Genomic DNA, 20,963 nt, shown 5'->3' with positions numbered 1-20,963 from the left:
CCCGGGTTTTACACAGGGTAGATCGGCAGCGTCAGATGTTTATAAGGGCAATCATGACCGCACCCGCCACCCCCTTCCTGCTGACGCAGCGCAGAATCTGGATCATCTTCGGCGCCCTCATCGCCGGCATGCTGCTCTCGAGCCTCGATCAGACGATCGTCTCCACCGCGATGCCGACCATCGTCGGCGAGCTCGGCGGCGTCGAGCACCAGGTCTGGATCACGACCGCCTACCTGCTCGCCACGACCATCGTGATGCCGATCTACGGCAAATTCGGCGACGTGCTCGGGCGCCGCGGGCTCTTCCTCCTCGCGATCGCGCTCTTCACGCTCGCATCGGTGGGGTGCGCCTTCGCGACCGACTTCTGGGGCTTCGTCGTGTTCCGCGCGATGCAGGGTCTCGGCGGCGGGGGGTTGATGATCCTCTCGCAGGCGATCATCGCCGACATCGTGCCCGCGAACGAGCGCGGCAAGTACATGGGACCGCTCGGCGCGGTCTTCGGCCTCTCGGCGGTCGCCGGCCCGCTGCTCGGCGGCTACTTCGTCGACCACCTCACGTGGCAGTGGGCGTTCTACATCAACATCCCGGTGGGCATCGCCGCGTTCATCATCGGCCTGGTCGCCCTGAAGCTGCCGACCAAGCGGGCGACGCAGCCGATCGACGTGCTCGGCGTCGTCTTCCTCTCGGCCGCGACGACCTGCCTCATCTTCTTCACCGACTTCGGCGGCGATGCGGAGTACGGCTGGGGCTCGCTCGCGACGTGGCTGTGGGGCGCGGGGCTCGTCGTCGCAGCCGCCGCTTTCATCCTCACCGAGGCCCGCGCGAAGGATCCCATCATTCCGCTCGGTCTCTTCCGCAACCCGATCTTCGTGAACGCGACCGCCATCGGGCTCGTGCTCGGCGTGGGCATGTTCGCCGCGATCGGCTTCATCCCCACCTTCCTGCAGATGTCGTCGGGCACCTCGGCGGCGGCATCGGGGCTGCTCATGATCCCGATGATGGTGGGGCTCATGGGCACGTCGATCGCCTCGGGCATCGCGATCTCGAAGACCGGCGCCTACAAGATCTACCCGATCGTCGGCACGATCGTCACCGGGCTCGCGATGACCGCGATGACCACGCTCGCGGCGACCACCCCGGTCTGGCTGATCTGCGTCTACCTGTTCTTCTTCGGGGCCGGTCTCGGCCTCATCATGCAGGTGGTCGTGCTCGTGGTGCAGAACGCCGTGCCGGCGGCGCAGATCGGCACCGCGACGAGCACCAACAACTACTTCCGCGAAGTCGGGGCCTCGCTCGGCACCGCGGTGTTCGGCACCATCTTCACCACGCGTCTCGCCGAGAACCTCACCGAGGTGTTCACGCGGGCGGGAGCGAGCCCCGCTGACGCGGCCGCCGCGACCTCCACGATCGACCCGGCGACGCTGAACGCGCTCCCCGACGACGTGCGCGACGGAATCGTGACGGCGTACGCCGACGCGCTCGCGCCCGTGTTCTGGTACCTGATCCCGTTCATCGCCATCGCGCTGGTGCTCTCGCTCGTGCTCAAGCAGATCCCCCTCTCCGATCAGGCGGGCCTCGTCGCTCGCGGGGAGGCGATCTCCGGCGAGGAGGCGGAGCGGCTCGAGGCGGAGCTGCGCGGCACGGCGGCCGGATCGGCGACCGGATCGGCGGCGCCGGCATCGCCCGCCGCGAGCTCTTCTCCGGCCGCCGCGAGCTCTTCCCCGCCCGCCGCTAGCTCTTCTCCGCCCGCTCAGACGCCCTGAGGTCGAGCGGGAACTCCACGGGTGTGCTGCCGAAGAGGAGACGGCCGGCTGCGCGGGCCGACTCCTCGACGGCGCTCGACACGGCGTCGGCCTGCGCGAGCGGGGCGTGCACGATCACCTCGTCATGCAGGAAGAACGCGAGATGGGGTCGACGCGCGAACACGGGGCCGGACGCGCGAGCCGCGCGATCGGCGGGGACCGGGTCGAGGCCCGCGAGGCGTGTGCGCAGCTCGGCGAGCCAGCACAGAGCCCATTCCGCGGCCGTTCCCTGCACCACGAAGTTGCGCGTGAAGCGGCCGCGCTCCCGCGCCAGGCGGCGGGCGAGCGCCTCGTCCCGAGCGCTGGCGCCGGGGAGGCTCGCGGCCGCTTGCGCGGCGTTCCACTCCGCGTCGGGCGCCGGCGAGCTGCGGCCGAGCCACGTGGAGACCGTGCCGCCGGCGGCGCCGCGTTCGGCGGCGTCGTCGACCAGGCGCATGGCGGCCGGGAAGGCGCGACGCAGGCGCGGCACGAGCCGACCGCCCTCGCCGCTCGTCGCGCCGTACATGGCGCCGAGCACCGCGTACTTCGCCTCCTCGCGCGTCGCGACGGCCCCGCTCTCGACGATGCCCGCGTACAGGTCCTTGCCCGATCCCGCCGCCGCCATCGCGCGGTCGCCAGCCATCGCGGCGAGCACGCGCGGTTCGAGCTGGGCGACGTCGGCGGAGACGAGCACCCACCCGGGGTCGGCCCGGATCGCCGGTCGCAGCATGCGCGGGATCTGCAGCGCGCCGCCGCCGCTCGACGCCCATCGCCCGGTCACGACGCCGCCCGGCACGTAGACGGGGCGGTAACGCCCGTCGTGCACCCAGTCGTCGAGCCACGTCCACCCGTTGGCGGTGAGCAGGCGGGAGAGCTTCTTGTACTCGAGCAGCGGGGCGATCGCCGGGTGCTCGTGCTCGCGGAGCTCCCAGCGCGATGTCGACGCGACCTCGATGCCGGCGGCCCGCAGCACGCGCAGAAGCCGGGGCGGGGAGTCGAGCGGCGCGTCGGGCGCGTCGAGGTGCCGGCGCACGTCCGCCCCGATCTGCTGCATGCGCTCCGGTTTGACGCCGAGCGGCGGCCGCGGTCCGAGCGCTGCGGCGAGAATGCGGTCGTGCTCGTCGGCGTCCCACGGGAGGCCCGCCGCGGTCAGCTCGGCGGCGACCAGCGCTCCCGCGGATTCCGCAGCGATGAGGCGCGCGAGCCCCGACGAGGGCTGCGCGGCCGCGAGCGCCGCGCGCTGGCGTTCGAACTCGGCGAGAGCCGCGTCGATCGACTCCGGAACTCCGCCCGGCTCCGGGGCGGCCGCGACCTCGTCGTCGAAGAGCGTCGGGGCTCCCGGGGTCGCGGCGGGCGGCGCGGGGGCCGCTCGCGGCGGTGCGTTCCACTCCGCGGCGCTGCGCAGTGCGCTCGCCGCGGGGCCGGCGCCCACCGCTGCCGCGTGGCGCAGGATCTGATGCACGAGCCGCAGGTCGTGGCAGCGCGCCACGCGCACCCCGGCGCCGAGCAGCGGCGCGTACACGTGCGGAGTGTCGCACCACACCCATCGGGGAGCGCGGGTCCGCTCGCGGTCGGCGATCGCCGAGGGGAGGTCGGCGTCGCCCACCGGCAGCGCAGTGCCGACCGCACCGTCGGCGCCGACGTCGACGAGCGACCACCCGTCGCCCCGGCGGCCGACGACGCACCAGCGCAGCCTCGGGGCGGCTGCCGCCCGCCCGGGGCTGCGGGGCGTGGATTCGGTCACGCTCTCACCGTAGCGGCGGCCGCCGACACCGCAGCGGCGAACGCGGCGCGGCCCGCCGCGACCGCCGATGTCGGAGGCCGCCAGTAGGCTCGCAGCATGGCGAGATCAAGCGGCTCATACACCTGCGCCGAGTGCGGGTGGCAGACGTCGAAGTGGGTCGGCCGCTGCGGCGAGTGCCAGCAGTGGGGCACGGTCGTCGAGCAGGGGCGGGTCGGCGCGTCGCTGGCGCGCACCACCCGGGCGAGCGCGCCGGCGGCGGGCCGCGAGGCGCGCCCCATCACGGAGCTGCGGGGCGACCGGGTGCAGCACCGGCAGACCGGCATCGGGGAGCTCGACCGCGTGCTCGGCGGCGGGGTGGTGCCGGGCGCGGCGATCCTGTTCTCGGGCGAGCCCGGCGTGGGCAAGTCGACGCTGCTGCTCGACGCGGCGTCGCGCGCAGCGCAGTCGGGGGCGCGGGTGCTCTACGCGAGCGGTGAGGAGTCGACCGGGCAGATCCGCATGCGCGCGGAGCGCACGGGGGCGATGCACGACACGCTGTACCTCGCCAGCGAGACCGACCTCGCGACGGTGCTCGGCCACATCGAGACGGTCGACCCCGCCCTCGTGATCGTCGATTCGGTGCAGACGATGGCGAGCGATCAGATCGACGGCGGCGCGGGCGGCCCGGCGCAGGTGCGGGAGGTCGCCGCGGCGCTCATCCGGGCGGCGAAGGAGCGCGGCACCCCGGTGATCCTCGTGGGGCACGTGACGAAAGACGGGTCGGTCGCCGGCCCGCGCCTCCTCGAGCATCTCGTCGACGTGGTCTGCCACTTCGAGGGGGATCGCCACACCTCCCTGCGGTTCCTCCGCACCCTCAAGAATCGCTACGGCCCCACCGACGAGGTGGGCTGCTTCGAGATGACGGATCGCGGCATCGCCGAGGTGCCCGACCCGAGCGGTCTGTTCCTCAGCCGCTCGGCGTCGCCGGTGAGCGGCACCTGCGCGACCGTGGCGATGGAGGGGCGGCGCGCGCTGCCCGTCGAGGTGCAGGCGCTCGTCGCCAAGAGCGCGACGCCGAACCCGAGGAGGGTCACGAGCGGCGTCGATCAGTCACGGGTGGCCATGATCCTCGCCGTGCTCGAACGGAGATTCGGAGCGCGCCTGCACGACCAGGACGTGTACGTGTCGACCGTGGGCGGAGTGAAGCTCGCCGAGCCGGCGGCCGATCTCGCCATCGCGCTCGCCGTGCTCTCGGCGATCGCCGGCCAGCCGCTGCCGCACGATCTGGCGGCCTTCGGGGAGATCAGCCTCGCGGGGGAGGTGCGGCCCGTCGCGAGCGGGTCTCAACGCGCCTCGGAGGCCGCGCGCCTCGGGTACGCTCGCGTGGTCGACGCATCGGTCGAGACCCTGGATCGCGCGCGCCGTCAAGCTGGGTTCTAGGCTCGGCGGAGCGAGCTAGACTTGCACATCGTGAGCAAGAACACCGTAGACGTCGTCCTCATCGGTGGCGGCGTAATGAGCGCCACGCTGGGCACGCTGATCAAGCAGGTCCAGCCCGATTGGTCCATCGAGATCTTCGAGTCCCGCACCGAGGTCGCGACCGAGAGCAGCAACGCGTGGAACAACGCGGGCACCGGTCACGCCGCCCTGTGCGAGCTCAACTACATGCCGGAGGGGAAGGACGGGAGCCTGTCGGCGGCCAAGGCCATCGACATCAACGAGCAGTTCCAGCTCTCGCGCCAGTTCTGGGCGAAGCTCGTGGAGGAGGGCGTGCTCGGCGAGCCGTCCTCGTTCATCAACGCGACCCCGCACATGACCTTCGTGCGCGGGGCCGAGAACGTCGACTATCTGCGCCGCCGCTGGGAGCTGCTGCGCAGCGAGCCCCTGTTCGCCGACATGGAGTTCAGCGACGACCCGGAGCAGATCGCCGAGTGGACGCCCCTCCTCGTCGACCGCCGCTCGAAGGACGAGGTCTTCGCGGCCACCCGCTCCGAGAGCGGCACCGACGTCGACTTCGGCGCCCTGACGCGGCAGCTGATCTCGCACCTCGTCTCCGAGGGCGCCGCGCTGAACCTCGGCGCCGAGGTCCGCAAGCTGCGCCGTCTCGACGACGGCACGTGGGACGTCTACGTGCGCAATCGCGCCGGGTACACGACCTCGATCGTCAACGCGAAGTTCGTCTTCGTCGGCGCAGGCGGCGGGGCGCTCTCGCTGCTGCAGTCCTCGGGCATCCCCGAGATCAAGGGCTTCGGCGGGTTCCCGATCAGCGGCAAGTTCCTGAAGACGAGCAACCCCGAGATCGTGCGCCAGCACCAGGCCAAGGTCTACGGCAAAGCCGCGGTCGGAGCGCCCCCCATGTCGGTGCCGCACCTCGACACGCGCGTCGTCGACGGCGAGCAGAGCCTGCTCTTCGGGCCCTACGCCGGGTTCAGCCCGAACTTCCTCAAGAAGGGCTCCTGGTGGGATCTCCCCGGGTCGATCCGGCCCCACAACCTCGGGCCGATGCTCAAGGTCGGGCTCAGCGAGTTCGCCCTCGAGAAGTACCTGCTCGGCGAGCTCCTCGCGAGCCGCGAGAAGCAGATGGAGACGCTGCGCGAGTACATGCCCACGGCGCGCACCGAGGACTGGGAGATGATCGAGGCCGGCCAGCGCGTGCAGGTGATGAAGAACGACCCCGAGAAGGGCGGCATCCTGCAGTTCGGCACCGAGGTCATCACGGGCGCCGACGGCACCGTCTCGGGCCTGCTCGGGGCATCGCCCGGCGCGTCGACCGCGGTCTACGCCATGCTCGGCGTGCTGCGCAAGTGCTTCCCCGAGCAGTTCACGAGCTCGTGGGAGGCCGTGTTCGCGGAGAACATCCCCGCGCTCAAGACCGGCGGCCTCAACGACCACCCCGAGCTCGCCGCGGCCTCCCTCGCGCACACCTCCGAGGTGCTCGGCCTCACCCGGGCGAACGCCGACACCGCCGTGTGACCGGTCAGTACGGTGCGCTATCCGGCGCGATGGCGCACCGTACTGACCGCTCACGAGCGGCGCGGCGTCGCTACGCGGCGAGAAGCGCCTCGATGTACTCGGCGGTCTCGGCCCAGCCGGTGACGGCGTGGCAGCGCACCCCGAGTGCGAGCACCGGGTAGTCGTTGCCGTCCACGTCGAGCCGGTCGCCGATGAACAGCATGTCGTCGAGCGGCACGCCCGTGTACTCGACGAGCTTCTGCATGCCGTACGCCTTGTCGATGCCGCGCCGGGTGATATCGACCGACGTCGACCCGCCGCTGCGCACCTCGAGTTCCGGCAGCCGCGCGGCGACCGCCGCCCGGAGGGCGCTCTTCTTCGCACCCGACGGATCCCAGGCGTGCTTCGCCTCCACGGGAGCGCGCTGCCCCAGGGCGGAGAAGGTGATCTGCGAGCCGCGATCCTCGAGGATCTCGCCCCACGTCTCCTGCTCCCAGAGCCCCAGCCGCTCCGCCTCCGCGCGCAGCACGGCGAGCGCATCGCGGCGCTCCTCCGCGGAGAGCTCCTCCTGATAGACCGTCACCCACTTACCGCCCTCGCGGCGCTCGTACCGGGTGCCGCAGGTGGGCAGCAGGTGCAGCCGCGCCAGCGTCTCCTCGGTGACGCTCGCGACGCCGTCGAGCTGGGAGACCAGCTGCGACTCGAACTGCTGGAAGTTGCCGCCCGAGATCACGGCGACGCTCGTGCGCTCGAGCAGGCGTGCGAAGACCGCCAGCATGCGGGGGTCGAGCGGAGACTTCGAGGGCGCGAGGGTGTCGTCGAGGTCGAAGGCGATGATGCGCGGGAGTTCGGTCACGGGAAGATTCTTCCACGCGCCGGCGCGACGGCGGATCGACGCGCGGTCACGCGCCGCCCGGACCGCCGTGCGCGGTCACGCGCCGCCGTGCGGGAGCTTGCGCAGCGCGGAGCGCTGGTGGGCCGCCGTTGCCCCCGACTTCTCCGACTGCACGAGGTAGGCGGGCTCCTCCTGCGACGCGGTGAACTTCTGCCCGTCGTGGGTGAAGTCGCGGGTCTTCTCCGCGACGACCTCACCGCGCGTGCGGCCCTGCGGCGTGTTCCAGCTGACGCGGTCGCCGACCTCCAGCGGCTCGCTCATGGCGCTGCTCCCGCGGCCTAGTGCTGGCCGGAGAAGTCGATCGGCGAGGTGCCGGTGATCGCGGAGACGAGCACCAGCCCGAGCGTCGCGACCGCCGTACCGACGAAGACGACGCAGGTGAACAGGGCGACGGCGTCGAAGATCTTGTTGAACATTGCGGGCCTCTCTGGTGCGCATCGGGTCGCAGACAGCCTACCGCGGCCGCCGGGGCGCCGGGGCCGTGCACCCCGGCGCGACGCCTCGCCGGCGCGCGTCTAGACTGATACGGGTGACCCGACATTTCCTCCGCGACGACGATCTGAGCCCGGCCGAGCAGCGCGACGTTCTCGAACTCGCCGCCCGCCTTAAGCGGGAGCCGTTCGCTGAGCGCCCGCTCGAGGGCCCGCGATCCGTGTCGGTCTTCTTCGACAAGACATCGACCCGCACGCGCTTCAGCTTCGCCGCTGGCATCGCCGAACTCGGCGGGTCGCCCATCATCGTGAACCCGGGCGAGGCGCAGCTCGGCGCGAAGGAGTCGATCGGCGACACGGCGAAGGTGCTGTCGCGCATGGTGTCGCTCATCGTGTGGCGCACGTTCGCCCACGACGGGCTCGAGGAGATGGCGGCCCACGCGACCGTGCCCGTCATCAACTCCCTCTCCGACGACTTCCACCCGTGCCAGATCCTCGCCGATCTGCAGACCATCCGCGAGCGGAAGGGGGAACTCGCGGGGCTCACGGCGACCTACCTCGGCGACGCGGCGAACAACATGGGCCACTCGTACCTGCTCGGCTTCGCGACCGCGGGCATGCGCATCCGCATCGCCGGCCCCGAGGGCCACCACCCGCGCCCCGACATCGTCGCCGATGCCGAGCGGATCGCAGCCGAGACGGGCGGGAGCGTCGAGATCTTCACCAACCCGGCGCTCGCCGTCGCTGGAGCCGATGCCGTCATCACCGACACCTGGGTGTCGATGGGGCAGGAGGCGGAGAAGGCTGCGCGCATCGAGACCTTCGCGCCCTATCGCGTCACGAGCGAGCTCATGGAGCTGGCGGCGCGCGACGCGATCTTCCTGCACTGCCTCCCCGCGTACCGGGAGTACGAGGTCGCCCCCGAGGTGATCGACGGCGCCCAGAGCGTGGTGTGGGATGAGGCGGAGAACCGCGTGCACGCGCAGAAGGCGCTCATGACCTGGCTGCTGGCGCAGGCGTAACACGGAGAGAGACTGGATGATGACGAACGATCAGGTGCCCACCGCAGGAGACCAGCACGCAGCCGGAGCCCCGGGAAACCGGGCGGGGGAGAGCGGCGCACTCTGGGGCGGTCGCTTCGCGAGCGGGCCGGCGCCCGCCCTGGCCGCGCTCTCGAAGTCGACGCAGTTCGACTGGGTGCTCGCCCCCTACGACATCCGCGGTTCGAAAGCCCACGCGACGGCGCTCGCGGCGGCCGGCTACCTGACCGACGACGAGCTCGCCGAAATGCGCGCGGCGCTCGACGAACTCGCCGCCCGTGTGGCCGACGGCCGTGCGGTTCCGGCCGAGGACGACGAGGATGTGCACTCGGCGCTCGAGCGCCTGCTCATCGAGATCACCGGCGTGCAGCTCGGCGGCAAGCTCCGCGCCGGCCGCAGCCGCAACGACCAGATCGCGACGCTGGTGCGCCTCTACCTGCTCGATCACGCCGCGGTGATCCGCGGCATGCTGCTCGACCTGCTCGACGCGATCGCCGACCAGGCCGCCGCGCACCCCGACGCGATCCTGCCGGGCCGCACGCACCTGCAGCACGCGCAGCCCGTACTGCTCGCGCATCAGCTCGCCGCGCACGCCTGGCCCGTCGTGCGCGACCTCGAGCGCCTGCGCGACTGGGCGGCGCGCGCCAGCGCATCGCCGTACGGCGGAGGCGCGCTCGCGGGTTCGTCGCTCGGGCTCGATCCCCGGCTCGTCGCCGCCGAACTCGGCCTCGGCGATCCGCTCGAGAACTCGATCGACGGCACGGCCGCCCGTGATGTGGTCGCCGAGTTCGCGTTCATCACGGCGCAGATCGGCATCGACCTCTCGCGGTTCTCCGAGGAGATCATCCTCTGGAACACGAAGGAGTTCGGCTTCGTGCGCCTCCACGACGGCTACTCGACGGGGTCGAGCATCATGCCCCAGAAGAAGAACCCCGACATCGCCGAGCTCGCGCGCGGCAAGTCGGGGCGGCTCATCGGCAACCTCACCGGACTGCTCGCCACGCTGAAGGGGCTGCCGCTCGCCTACAACCGCGACCTGCAGGAGGACAAGGAGCCGGTCTTCGACTCGATCGGTCAGCTCGAGGTGCTGCTGCCGGCGTTCACCGGCATGGTCGCTACGATGACGTTCAACACCGAGCGCATGGCCGAGCTCGCGCCCCAGGGGTTCTCGCTCGCGACCGACGTGGCCGAGTGGCTCGTCAAGCAGGGCGTCATCTTCCGCGACGCCCACGAGATCTCCGGCGAACTCGTGCGCTACTGCGAGGAGCGGGGCCTCGAACTGCACGAGCCGAGCGACGACGAGCTGGCCGCGGTCTCGGTGCACCTCACGCCCGCGGTGCGCGAGGTGCTGACCGTCGAGGGGTCGGTGAACTCGCGCGTCGGCGCTGGCGGCACCGCCCGCGTGCGGGTCGAGGAGCAGCTCGCCCGTCTCGGCGAGCGCATCGCGGAGTTCCGGGCCTGATCCTCCGATGAGCACGGGCCGCCCGCGCAATCCGCTCGCGGTCGTCGGCCTCTCGGTCGCGTTCTTCGCCGTGGTCGCCGTCGTGATGGCCGCCGTCGCGATCTCGAGCGACGACCCGACGGGGTGGGGGTTCGCCGCGGTGAGCGCGGGCTTCGCGATCATGGGCGGCGCGGTCTTCGCGTTCGGGCCCGCCGATGCGCGGGGCAAGCGGGCTCCGGGCGCGGCGGGCTGGGCGCTGCTGCTCGTCGGCGCCGCCGTCATGTCGGCGGGGCCGCTCCTGCTGCACGCGGCGGGCACCGGCTGGGGCGACGTGCTCGGGGGCGGCCGCAGGTCGGCCTCGCTGTGGATGCTCGCGATCCTCATCTGGGGCTGCGCGCTCGCCATCGTGGTTGCGGCCGTGCGCAGCGCCGCCCGAGCCGTGCGTCGCAGCCGCGGTCGTGACCGCGAGGATCGCCGCGGCGAGTGAGGGCCCGCGCCGGCTGCCCATTCTGCACCGAGGTCCCCTCCTGCGCCGGGGTCGGTCGGAGATGCGGCCTCGGTGAGACGCATCGGCGGTGAACAGGCTCACCGAAGCCGAATCCCTCACCGAAGCTCGGCGCCGCACCCGCATCGGCGCCGCACCCGCATCGGCTCCGCACCGACGCGCACGCCGCGCAGGCGCTACGATGACAGGCGTGTCTGAACTGAACGATCGCACCGAGATCCTGGCCGCCCAGCGCAACGACGACAGCTTCTCCACCCTGTGGGAGGAGCTGGAGTGGCGCGGGCTGATCCACGTGTCGACGGACGCCGAGGCGCTGTCGAACCTGCTCGAGGGCGAGCCGTTCGCGTATTACTGCGGATTCGATCCGACGGCGTCGAGCCTGCACCTCGGGCACCTCGTCCAGCTGCTGCTCATGCGCCGCATCCAGCTGCGCGGCCACCGGCCGCTCGGCCTCGTCGGCGGGTCGACCGGTCTGATCGGCGACCCGCGCCCCACCGCCGAGCGCGTGCTCAACTCGCGCGAGACCGTCGCCGAGTGGGTCGACTCCCTCGGGCGCCAGGTCTCCCGCTACCTGAGCTTCGAGGGGGAGAACGCGGCGCGGCTGGTCAACAACCTCGACTGGACGGCTCCGCTGTCGGCCATCGACTTCCTCCGCGAGATCGGCAAGCACTTCCGCGTCGGCACGATGATCAAGAAGGACATCGTCGCGAAGCGGCTGAACTCGGATGAGGGCATCAGCTACACGGAGTTCAGCTACCAGATTCTCCAGGGCCTCGACTTCCTCGAGCTGTACCGCCAGTACGACTGCAAGCTGCAGTCGGGCGGCAGCGATCAGTGGGGCAATCTCACGAGCGGCACCGAGCTGATCCGCAAGGTCGAGGGCGCCTCTGCCCACGCCATCGGCACACCGCTCATCACGAACGCCGACGGCACGAAGTTCGGCAAGAGCGAGGGCAACGCGATCTGGCTGAACCCGGAGATGTGCTCGCCGTACACGTTCTACCAGTTCTGGCTCAACCAGGCGGACGCCGACGTGATCGACCGCCTCAAGGTGTTCACCTTCCTGTCGCGCGCCGAGATCGAGGACTACGCGCGTCAGGTGGAGGCCGAGCCCTTCAAGCGCGCCGCGCAGAAGCGTCTCGCGCTCGAGGTGACGACGCTGGTGCACGGCGCAGCCGCAGCGCAGGGCGCCATCGACGCCTCGGAGGCGCTGTTCGGCCGGGGCGATCTCGCGGCGCTCGACGAGTCGTCGCTGCGGGGAGCGGTCTCCGAGCTGGCGCAGGCGACCGGCGCGGTCGGCACCCCGGTGGCGCAGCTGCTCGTCGATGCCGAGCTCGTGAAAAGCCTCGGCGAGGCGCGCCGGGCCATCGCACAGGGCGGCGTGTACGTGAACAACGTCGCGGTCGAGTCGGAGGATCGCGTGCTCGAGAGCGGCGATCTGCTGCACGGCGGTATCGCGGTGCTGCGCCGCGGCAAGAAGACGCTCGCCGGCGTCGTGGCCGAGTAGGCTCCGCCCATGCGCATCGCCCTGCTGCAGGCGGCCGCCGAGCCGCTGAACCCTGCGGCGAACCTCGCCGCCATCCGCCAGGCCGCCGCCGATGCGCGTGAGGCGGGGGCGGAGCTGCTCCTCACCCCCGAGCTCTTCGTCACGGGCTACGCCCCGGTCGAGCTGGCGGAGTGGCTGACGGTCGAACGCGTGGCGGGCTTCCCGAGCGCGCTCGCCGCCATCGCGCAGGAGACGGGTGTCGCGGTTGCGGCGGGCTTCCCGCTCGCCCGCGCGGACGGCACGTTCGCGATCGCCGCGGGCCTCTGGGATGCGACGGGCGCCGAGGTGCTGCGCTACGAGAAGGTGCACCTCTGGGGCGCCGACGAGCGCCTCGCCTTCACCGCCGCGGCCGAGCCGCCGCGTGTGGCGGCCTGGAACGGCCGCCGGGTCGCCTTCCAGATCTGCTACGACATCGAGTTCCCCGAGCCGGCGCGGTTCGCGGCGGCCCACGGCGCCGATCTGCTGCTCGTGCCGACCGCCATCGACGGCGATTCCGCGTACGTGCCCGAGCTGCTCGTGCGGGCGCGCGCCGCGGAGAACCGCGTGGTCGTCGCATACGCCGACCACGCCGGCGGCGTGTTCGCGGGGCTCAGCGTGGTCGCGGGCTTCGAGGGCGCGGTGCTGGGTGCGGCGGGGGCCGATCCCGAGCTGCTCATCGTGGAGGTGCCGGATCCCGAGGCCTCCGACCCGGAGCGGCCGTCGGTCGGGGCGGGAGCGCAGTACCTGCGCGATCATCGGCCGGAGCTGTACGCGGGCTGGCGCTGATCCGGTCGCCCTCGCCGTACTGCTCCTTCACGATTCTGAGGTTCGCCCACGTCTCGATGCGCACCACCTCGGGGAGGGTGCGCAGCCGGTCGGCCTGGTCGAGCAGCTCCTCGTATCCGTCGGCCGACAGGGTGATGATGAGATCGTAGTCGCCGATCGTCGTCGCGATGAACTCGGGGTCGAGGGTGCGCACGCTCGCGAGGGCGGCCGCGATCCCGCCCCGGATCTTGACGCCCACCCCGAGCGACGGCGTCTCGAGGCGATCGGCTGAGCCGACGCCGTCGGGGGCGGCGAGGGCACCCCGCACCGGGATGCCGACCACCTTCACGGCACCGTTGCGGGTGAGGCGCGCGAAGCGCAGCCGGGCGCCGCTCGGGGAGATCCCCGCGGCCTCGCCGAGCTCCCGGAACGACGCGCGCCCGTTGCGCTGCAATCGGCTCACGAGCGCCCGGTCGGCGTCGTCGACGACGAACGAGGTGCGCCCGGTGCGCAGGGGCGAGTAGCGGTTGACCTCGATGCTCTCGTAGAGGTGCGTGCGCACCTCGTCCACACCGGGCAGCTCGCGCACCCGGTCGACGGTGGTGCGCAGGTGCGGGTCGGCGCCGACGCGCACCTCGACGTCGATGGAGTGGTGGCCGCTGATGTCGGCCACGAAGGTGGATTCGGGCATGGCGGCGAGGGCCGCGCGCACGGGTGCGATGGGGCCCGACACCGACAGCTGCAGGTAGGCGAAGCGCTCGAGCCCGAGCAGGTCGGGGCTGATCGAGACCGTCAGCCGCAGTTCGCCGCGCGCGATCGCGCTCTGCACGATCTGGGTCACCTGCCGGCGGCTGACGCCGAGCTCCTGCGCGATGCGCGAGTAGCTCGCGCGCCCGTTCTCCCGGAGGCCGCGCAGCACGCGTCTGCGCAGCTCGACCGATTCGCTCGCGGTCTCCATCGCTCCGGTTCTCCCTCCGTCCGGCCTGCACTCGCCGGTGCTGTCTGCGCAGATCAGCAGCAGAACACCGCAATTCTAGGGCGCTCGCGCACGATCGAGCGGGAGCGGTGTCATTCGTGCATTCCCAAGCGAATGAGGGAAACGAAATGTCGAGGCGTCGCCTAGGCTTGCTGCGTTCTCCGCGAGAGCGGAAACGGGATCGAACGGATACACAAGGAGGTCTGTCCCATGCACGCAGATACTCGGCTCGCCGAAGAGCTCGAGCGGCGTCTCACCCGCATCGAGGCGCACGAAGCCGCGGACCCGGTGCACGCGAAGCTCGGTGCCGGCAGCCTCGCGCTGTTCCTCGGCGTCGTCGGCGTGATCGCGATCGGCTCGTGGATTGCGGGCGCGCTGTGAGCGCCTCCGCTCGTCGCGGCGCAGACGGATCCGGCGAACTCACCGAGACCCAGGCCCTGCGCGTCGAGGCCGCCGTCGCCGAGGAGGCGACGTTCGGCTCGCTGCCGCTCACGAAGGGCGAGCGCACGTGGAAGGCCGCCGACTTCAGCTGGGTCACCCTCAGCCTCGCGATCGCGACGTGGGCGTTCCTCACCGGCGGATCGACGGTGCTGCTCGTCGGTTTCGGCGACGGCATCGCCGCGATGCTCCTCGGCAACACCCTCGGGCTCGCCATCATGGTGCTCGGCAGCGTGCTGCTCAGCCAGCGCCTCGGCGTCGAGCAGTACCGCGCACTGAAGTCGGTGTTCGGCGCCGTCGGCGTCGCGATCGTCGTGTTCACGGTGGTGCTCGTCACCGAGATGGGGTGGAGCTCGCTGCTCGGCATCATGTTCGGTCGCGCCTTCACGGAGATCTCGAATCAGGCGTTCGGCACCGGCTTCGACGTGGAGGGGCCCGTCGTCACGGTGTTCGCGCTCGCCGCGATCCTGGCCGGCTGGTTCCTGCTCTCCCGCGGCCCCGTGGCGATCAGCAGGCTGAACCGCTTCGTCGCGCCCGGCCTGCTCGTCATCGTCGCGCTCATGATGGTGCTGCTCATGTCCCAGCACTCCTGGGCCGACCTGTTCGCCGCCGAGCCGCTCGCGCCGTTCGCGGACGAGACGCTGAACTTCGCGATGGCCGTCGAGTTCAACCTCGGCGCGGGGCTCTCGTGGTGGCCCGTCATGGGCACGCTCGCCCGCCTCACGCGCGGTCCGAGGGCGGCGCTGTGGCCGGCGTACGGCGGCATCTTCATCGGCACGGCCGTCGCGCAGGTGGTCGGCATGGCGGCCGCGCTCATGCTCGGCGCAGCCGACCCGACCGCGTGGATGGTGCCGCTCGGCGGCCCGGTGCTCGGCATCCTCACCCTGCTCTTCGTCGGCTTCGCGAACGTCACGAGCATGGCGTCGATCGCGTACTCGACAGTGCTCGCCATCAAGCAGTCGAGCGGGCGGGTGCTCGCCGGGCTCCGCTGGCCGGCGCTCTGCGCGGTCTTCCTGTTCTTCCCCGCGGTGCTGGCCCTGTTCCCCGCCTTCATGTACGGGCAGTTCATGACGTTCGTCGTCATCTCGGGGGCCTTCATCGCGGCGATCTGCGGCGTGATCATCGCCGACTACCTGATCCTGCGCCGGCAGAACGTGCCGCTGCGCGCGCTGTACGCGAGCGGTGCGGATGATCCGCTGCGCTTCACGGGCGGGGTGAACCTCGCCGCGATGCTGTCGATCGTCGTGGCCTCGGTCTTCTACCTCTGGGTCTACAACCCGATCACGCTCGAGACGCTGCCGATCTTCCGCTTCGCCACGGCGACGGTGCCGACCGTCGTCATCGCGATCGCGGTCTACCTCGTCGCCAACTGGCTGCTCTACGTGCGTCGCGGCCGCGGCGCGTACGGCCGGACCGATCCGTTCGCGGCCGCTGGAGGGAAGTAGTGATGACCGAGGCGATGGCCGAGACGATGCAGGTGCGGGCGGCCGTGTTCCGCGGCACCGACGGCGACCGCTTGTCGGTCGAGACGCTGGCGCTGGCTCCGCCCGAGCACGGCGAAGTGCGCGTCGCGGTGCGCGCAGCGGGGGTGTGCGGATCCGATCGGCACGTGCTCGACGGCGAGTGGCAGGTGCCCCTCCCCGCCGTCATGGGGCATGAGGCTGCCGGCGTCGTGGAGGCCGTCGGCGCCGGGGTGCGGGGCCTCGCCGTCGGCAATCACGTCGTCATCGCCTGGCACCAGGCGTGCCAGCGCTGCGGCGAGTGCGCCGGGGGCAAGCCCTGGGCGTGCACCCGCGCGAGGTCGAACGACTCGCTGCTGCCCGACGGCACGACGCGGTGGAGCGATGCGGCGGACGGCTCGGCCGCGTTCCCGTACCTCGCCACCGGGGCGATGGCCGAGGCGATCGTGGTGCCCGAGTTCGCGGCGATCAAGATCGACGAGCGCGTGCCCTTCGACGTGGCGAGCCTCATCGGGTGCTCGGTCGGCACCGGGTACGGGGCGGTCGCGAACAATGCCCGGGTGGTCGCGGGCGAGTCCGCGGTGGTGGTGGGGGCCGGCGGCGTCGGCCTGTCCATCATCGCGGCGCTGCGCCTTGCGGGCGCGAATCCGATCGTCGCGGTCGACGTCTCCGAGGCGAAGCTCGCGGAGGCCGAGCGCGCGGGCGCCACCGGCGCGCTGCTGAGCGGGCCCGACCTCGCGGAGCGGGTGCACGAGGCCACCGGCGGCGGCGCGGATGTCGCCTTCGAGGCGATCGGTCGCGTGCCGACGATGCAGCAGCTGCCCGAGCTGATTCGACCGGGCGGCCGTGCGGTGTTCGTCGGGCTGCCGCCGGAGGGGCAGAAGGTCGAGATCGACGGTCTGCTGCTCGCGTACGAGGGCAAGACGATCATCGGCTCGAACTACGGCGGGCTGGTGCCGGCGCGCGACTTCCCCCGCGTCGCGGGCGCGTACCTCTCGGGCGCGCTCCCGCTCGACGATCTCATCAGCGCGCGCGTCGGCCTCGACGAGGTCAACGAGGCGTTCGACGCGATGCGGCGCGGGGAGCGCACGCGCAGCGTGATCCTGTTCGAGCGGTAGCCGCGGGCACCCCGCTCGAGAGCGTAGTTCGGCACCGACCCTCCGACGGAACGGGGCCGAACTGCGCTCTCGCAGCCCCGGGGCCGTGCGCAGCAGGGCCGCCGCGGTTCCGGATCGGGCCGTCCGATTCAGGCCGAGCCGCTCCAGGCGGCGGGCACGAGCACCCAGACGGCCTCCGCGCCGGCGGCGCCGGCGCTCCACGTGTGCGGGGTGCGGCCGGGGAACGTCAGGGTGTCGCCCGCCTGCAGGGCGACCTGCCGGTCGGCGAAGGCGATCACCAGCTCCCCTGTGATGACGTGCAGCGATTCGAGGCTGCAGTTCACGGTGTACAGCTGGTCGCCTCCGCTGGCGTTCGGCGCGAGCGTCGAGCGCAGCACCTGGACGCGATCCTCGGACCGGGGCGTGACGAGCCGCTCGTCGGCTCCGGTGCCGCCCATGTTGATGGCGGGTGCCGTGTCGAGGGGGATGAGCTGCAGCTCCGGCTCCTCGAAGAGGTTGCCGACCTGCAGCGACAGCGCCTGGCAGAGCTGCACCAGGGTGGGCACGCTCGGCATGGTGTCGTCGCGTTCGACGCGGCTGATGAACCCCTTCGTGAGGCCGGTCGCCTGGGCGAGCTGCTCGAGGGTGAGCCCCTGCGCGAGGCGGGAGGAGCGGAGCTTCGCGCCGATGCGGATGGCCTCGGCGGCCGCGGTGGGGTGGATCGGTCGCATGCCTGCCGCCCTTCGCGTTGACCTCTCTGCGATCTCCAGTCTAGAGTGAAGGCGAGTTCACTTGGAGGACTCACTTGTTTACCTATAGGAAACACGGAAGGATGATCCGCATCGTGACCTCTCACACGCCCCAGGGCCCCGTCGACGCGAGCCAGACGCCCCGGTACGCCGGAATCGCGACGTTCGCGAAGCTGCCCCGCATCGAAGACGTGCCCGCCGCCGATATCGCCGTCGTCGGCGTGCCGTTCGACTCGGGCGTGAGCTTCCGGCCCGGCGCGCGGTTCGGCCCGTCCCACGTGCGCGAGGCGTCGCGCCTGCTCCGCCCCTACAACCCGGCGCAGGACGTGTCGCCCTTCTCCCTCAAGCAGGTCGTCGACGCCGGCGACATCGTGGCGAACCCCTTCAGCCTCGACGAGGCCGTGCGCCAGGTCGAGGAGGCGGCGACCGAGCTCGGCGAGCGGGTCGACAAGATCGTTACGATCGGCGGCGACCACACCATCGCGCTGCCGCTGCTCCGCGCGATCAACAAGAAGCACGGCCCCGTCGCCGTGCTGCACTTCGACGCCCACCTCGACACCTGGGACACGTACTTCGGCGCCCCGACCACGCACGGCACCCCCTTCCGCCGCGCGTCCGAGGAGGGGCTCATCGACCTCACCGCCTCCATGCACGGCGGCACCCGCGGCCCGCTCTACGGCAAGAGCGACCTCGAAGACGACGTGAAGCTCGGCTTCCAGATCGTCACGAGCGAGTTCGTCGAGGAGCACGGCATCCCCGCAGCCCTCGAGAAGATCCGCGCCCGCGTCGGCGACAAGCCGCTCTACATCTCGATCGACATCGACGTGCTGGATCCGGCTCACGCCCCCGGCACCGGCACGCCCGAGGCCGGCGGACTCACGAGCCGCGAGATGCTCCGCCTCATCCGCGGGCTCGCCGATCTCCAGATCGTGGGCGCCGACGTGGTCGAAGTCGCCCCCGCCTACGACCACGCGCAGATCACCGCCGTCGCCGCCAGCCACGTCGTCTACGAACTCGTCAGCGCGATGGCCGCCCGCGACTGACGCGCGCCGCTCCCGCACACGCCACACACGCCACGCCACGCCAATGGAGGCACCCATGCAGATCCCGGACCAGGCCGCCGTCCTCGCCGCCGCCGACGCCATCATCGAAGCTTTCGCCGCGACCGACACCGAGGCGTACTTCGCCGGGTTCGCCGCCGACGCGAGCTTCGTCTTCCACCCCGAGGCCGCGCGGCTCGATTCGCGCGCCGAGTACGAGGCGCTCTGGAGCGCATGGGTCGCCTCCGGCTGGCGCGTCACCTCCTGCACGTCGACCGAGCGCCTCGTGCAGACCTTCCCCGGAGGCGCCGTGTTCAGCCACACCGTCGCCACGAGCATCGACTCGGCCGACGGCCCCGACTCGTACGTCGAGCGCGAGAGCATCGTCTTCCGCGCCGACAGCGCGCAGCCCGACGGACTGATCGCGATCCACGAGCACCTGTCGACCGTGCCGGTCGGCGCCCCGACGACCGATCAGGCGCTCTGATCATGACCAGTCCCGAGACCATGGCCGTCACCCTCGACGGCCAGCACGACTCCGCAGGCCCCGTGCGCGGCACCCAGTCGCTGCTGCACATCGGCATGATCTGGCTCGCCGCGAACCTCGTGGTGACCACCCTGCTCACCGGAACGCTCTTCACCCCTGCGGTGTCGTTCGGCACGGCCAGCGCGATGATCGTGGCGGGCACGCTCATCGGCGTGGTCGTGCTCGTGCTCATCGGCAACATGGGCACCCGCACCGGACTCCCGACGATGGCCCTCACGCGCGGCTCGTTCGGCATCCGCGGCAGCATCCTGCCGGCCGCGGCGAACCTCATCATCCTCATGGGGTGGAGCTGGGTGCAGGCGATGCTCGCCGGCGTCACGGTGAACTACCTCGTGCACGAGGCCACCGGTTTCTCGAACCCGATGCTCTTCTCGGCGCTGTGCCAGGCGATCGTCGTCGTGCTCGCGATCTTCGGGCACACGGGCATCTCGCGCGTCGAGCCGTGGCTCGCCCTCGCGATCCTCATCGTCATGGGCTTCGTGTTCGCGGCCGCCTTCGGCTCTTTCGGTCTCGGCGAGTTCGTCGCCCTGCCCGTCGACGCGTCGCTCGGCGGCACGCCGTTCATCACGCTCGACATGGTGATCGCCACCGCGATCTCCTGGACGGTGCTCTCGGCCGACATGAACCGTCACGCGAAGAGCAGCACCGCCGGCATCGTCGGCTCGGGCATCGGCTACACGCTGTCGACGACGATCGCCATGTTCCTCGGCCTCGTCGCCTTCAGCGCCGTCCTGCTGCGCGGGCACGAGGCGACGCCGTTCGACCCCTCCGTCATCGTCGCCGAGTTCGGCTGGCCGCTCGGCATCGCCATCTTCCTCTCCGTCATGGCGACGAACACGATGGTGGTCTTCGGCATGGTGACGTCGGTGGTCAATGCGCAGTCGAAGTGGCACCTGCGGTTCCTGCCGACCGCGATCGTGCTCGGAATCGTGTCGATCATCGGGTCGACGTTCCTCGGCCTGCTGAACCAGTTCACCGACTTCCTGTTCATCATCAGCGCCTTCTTCGTGCCGGTGTTCGCCATCATGATCGCCGACTACTACCTGCTGAAGCGTCGCGGGTACTCGCGCCAGATCCTGCACGAGCGGCCCGAGAGCCGGTACTGGTACCGGGGCGGCGTCAACTGGATCGCCGTGCTCGTGTGGGTGGTCGGCGCCGTGCTCTCCTACGTGCTCGCGTACGTCGCGCCGAGCCCGATCGGTGCGAACATTCCCGCGTTCGTCATCAGCTTCGGCCTGTATCTCGGCCTGATGCTCGGGATCGGCCGTCGCGGCGGGCTCGGGCTCGTCGATCCGCGCGATGCGCAGCCCACGGGGCACCTGCTCGACGGGGCCGACCAGACCGCAGCCCTGCGACTCGGCGACTGAGATGCCGGTCGTCGATCTGAGTCTCCCGGTGACGGCCGGCATGGCCGTCTACCCGGGCGACCCGGAGGTCAGGATCGCGCCGGCGCTCACAGTGGGCGCCGATGGCGTCGCGGTGGCGCGCCTCGACCTGGGCACGCACACCGGCACGCATCTCGATGCGCCCGCCCACTCGATCGCGGGCGGGCGCACTGTCGAGCGGATCGCGCTCGAACTGCTCGTCGGTGCGGCGCG

General features: G+C 71.5%; 21 protein-coding genes. 15 read left to right on the top strand and 6 right to left on the bottom strand.

All coding sequences use genetic code 11. The features are described 5' to 3' along the window. Positions 1–53: 53 nt before the first annotated feature. Positions 54–1,763, top strand: coding sequence for an MDR family MFS transporter (locus NS354_RS09935; protein ID WP_058594347.1), 1,710 nt, complete (start codon positions 54–56; stop codon positions 1,761–1,763). Here the strand turns inward: NS354_RS09935 and NS354_RS09930 are convergent. Further along, positions 1,732–3,525 (bottom strand): bifunctional 3'-5' exonuclease/DNA polymerase, encoded by a 1,794-nt coding sequence (locus NS354_RS09930; protein WP_241490472.1) that lies wholly within the window; start codon positions 3,523–3,525, stop codon positions 1,732–1,734. The genes NS354_RS09935 and NS354_RS09930 overlap by 32 nt on opposite strands. A 96-nt stretch (positions 3,526–3,621) precedes the next feature. Between NS354_RS09930 and radA the strand changes: the two genes are divergently transcribed. Next, positions 3,622–4,944 carry a DNA repair protein RadA gene (gene radA, locus NS354_RS09925; RefSeq protein WP_058594346.1) on the top strand — a complete coding sequence of 441 codons (1,323 nt, stop codon included), beginning with the start codon at positions 3,622–3,624 and terminating at the stop codon, positions 4,942–4,944. Positions 4,945–4,974: 30 nt separating this feature from the next. Then, positions 4,975–6,477 carry a malate:quinone oxidoreductase gene (locus NS354_RS09920; protein WP_058594350.1) on the top strand — a complete coding sequence of 501 codons (1,503 nt, stop codon included), beginning with the start codon at positions 4,975–4,977 and terminating at the stop codon, positions 6,475–6,477. A gap of 70 nt (positions 6,478–6,547) precedes the next feature. Here NS354_RS09920 and NS354_RS09915 read toward each other — a convergent pair whose 3' ends face one another. The 3 genes from NS354_RS09915 to NS354_RS13620 all read right to left on the bottom strand — a co-directional run bounded on the left by NS354_RS09915 (position 6,548) and on the right by NS354_RS13620 (position 7,767). Then, positions 6,548–7,312: an HAD-IIB family hydrolase gene (locus NS354_RS09915; RefSeq protein WP_058594345.1), complete on the bottom strand. Its 765-nt coding sequence runs from the start codon at positions 7,310–7,312 to the stop codon at positions 6,548–6,550. 75 nt (positions 7,313–7,387) lie between these two features. Further along, positions 7,388–7,612, bottom strand: coding sequence for a DUF2945 domain-containing protein (locus NS354_RS09910; RefSeq protein ID WP_058594344.1), 225 nt, complete (start codon positions 7,610–7,612; stop codon positions 7,388–7,390). Positions 7,613–7,629: 17 nt separating this feature from the next. Beyond that, positions 7,630–7,767 (bottom strand): hypothetical protein, encoded by a 138-nt coding sequence (locus NS354_RS13620; protein ID WP_155818983.1) that lies wholly within the window; start codon positions 7,765–7,767, stop codon positions 7,630–7,632. 113 nt (positions 7,768–7,880) lie between these two features. On the opposite strand from NS354_RS13620, the gene argF reads away from it, so the two are divergent. From argF to NS354_RS13190, 5 genes are all read left to right on the top strand, one after another. After that, positions 7,881–8,804 (top strand): ornithine carbamoyltransferase, encoded by a 924-nt coding sequence (gene argF, locus NS354_RS09905; protein ID WP_058594343.1) that lies wholly within the window; start codon positions 7,881–7,883, stop codon positions 8,802–8,804. A 16-nt stretch (positions 8,805–8,820) separates the two neighbouring features. Next, positions 8,821–10,284, top strand: a complete 1,464-nt coding sequence (gene argH, locus NS354_RS09900; RefSeq protein WP_082678015.1) for an argininosuccinate lyase — start codon at positions 8,821–8,823, stop codon at positions 10,282–10,284. A gap of 7 nt (positions 10,285–10,291) precedes the next feature. Then, entirely contained in the window at positions 10,292–10,750 is a 459-nt protein-coding gene (locus NS354_RS09895; protein ID WP_058594342.1) for a hypothetical protein, read from the top strand. A 208-nt stretch (positions 10,751–10,958) separates the two neighbouring features. Beyond that, complete coding sequence (tyrS, locus tag NS354_RS09890; RefSeq protein ID WP_275934826.1) at positions 10,959–12,275, top strand: tyrosine--tRNA ligase; 1,317 nt, start codon at positions 10,959–10,961, stop codon at positions 12,273–12,275. Between the two features lie 9 nt (positions 12,276–12,284). Continuing rightward, on the top strand, positions 12,285–13,079 hold the full coding sequence (locus NS354_RS13190; RefSeq protein ID WP_082678014.1) for a nitrilase-related carbon-nitrogen hydrolase: 795 nt from the start codon (positions 12,285–12,287) through the stop codon (positions 13,077–13,079). On the opposite strand, the gene NS354_RS09880 is transcribed toward NS354_RS13190, so the two are convergent. After that, the gene (locus NS354_RS09880; RefSeq protein ID WP_058594340.1) at positions 12,967–14,016 is read right to left on the bottom strand and encodes an Lrp/AsnC family transcriptional regulator; all 1,050 of its coding nucleotides are present in this window, start codon (positions 14,014–14,016) and stop codon (positions 12,967–12,969) included. The two genes, NS354_RS13190 and NS354_RS09880, sit on opposite strands and share 113 nt — an antisense overlap. 228 nt (positions 14,017–14,244) lie before the next feature. Here NS354_RS09880 and NS354_RS13615 point away from each other — a divergent pair, with 228 nt between their 5' ends. The 3 genes from NS354_RS13615 to NS354_RS09870 are packed head-to-tail and all read left to right on the top strand — an operon-like array spanning position 14,245 to position 17,050. Next, positions 14,245–14,415 (top strand): hypothetical protein, encoded by a 171-nt coding sequence (locus tag NS354_RS13615; RefSeq protein WP_193750758.1) that lies wholly within the window; start codon positions 14,245–14,247, stop codon positions 14,413–14,415. Continuing rightward, positions 14,412–15,917: a purine-cytosine permease family protein gene (locus tag NS354_RS09875; RefSeq protein ID WP_058594339.1), complete on the top strand. Its 1,506-nt coding sequence runs from the start codon at positions 14,412–14,414 to the stop codon at positions 15,915–15,917. The genes NS354_RS13615 and NS354_RS09875 overlap by 4 nt, the downstream gene beginning before the upstream one ends. Positions 15,918–15,919: 2 nt before the next feature. Next, positions 15,920–17,050: a zinc-binding dehydrogenase gene (locus NS354_RS09870; protein WP_058594338.1), complete on the top strand. Its 1,131-nt coding sequence runs from the start codon at positions 15,920–15,922 to the stop codon at positions 17,048–17,050. 128 nt (positions 17,051–17,178) lie between these two features. Here the strand turns inward: NS354_RS09870 and NS354_RS09865 are convergent, their stop codons facing one another. Further along, entirely contained in the window at positions 17,179–17,760 is a 582-nt protein-coding gene (locus NS354_RS09865) for a helix-turn-helix domain-containing protein (protein ID WP_058594337.1), read from the bottom strand. 113 nt (positions 17,761–17,873) lie between these two features. On the opposite strand from NS354_RS09865, the gene speB reads away from it, so the two are divergent. From speB to NS354_RS09845, 4 genes are all read left to right on the top strand, one after another. Further along, positions 17,874–18,821, top strand: a complete 948-nt coding sequence (gene speB, locus NS354_RS09860) for an agmatinase (RefSeq protein WP_010154833.1) — start codon at positions 17,874–17,876, stop codon at positions 18,819–18,821. Positions 18,822–18,876: 55 nt separating this feature from the next. After that, positions 18,877–19,305, top strand: a complete 429-nt coding sequence (locus tag NS354_RS09855) for a nuclear transport factor 2 family protein (RefSeq protein ID WP_058594336.1) — start codon at positions 18,877–18,879, stop codon at positions 19,303–19,305. A 2-nt stretch (positions 19,306–19,307) separates the two neighbouring features. Next, the gene (locus NS354_RS09850; protein WP_058594335.1) at positions 19,308–20,732 is read left to right on the top strand and encodes a purine-cytosine permease family protein; all 1,425 of its coding nucleotides are present in this window, start codon (positions 19,308–19,310) and stop codon (positions 20,730–20,732) included. Between the two features lies 1 nt (position 20,733). Beyond that, positions 20,734–20,963 (top strand): cyclase family protein (locus tag NS354_RS09845; RefSeq protein ID WP_193750757.1); only part of this gene is annotated, 230 nt, incomplete at its 3' end.

Origin of the sequence: Leucobacter chromiiresistens (genome assembly GCF_001477055.1) — a bacterium.
Lineage (GTDB): Bacteria > Actinomycetota > Actinomycetes > Actinomycetales > Microbacteriaceae > Leucobacter > Leucobacter chromiiresistens_A.
This window is presented reverse-complemented; position numbering and strand designations above follow the sequence as displayed.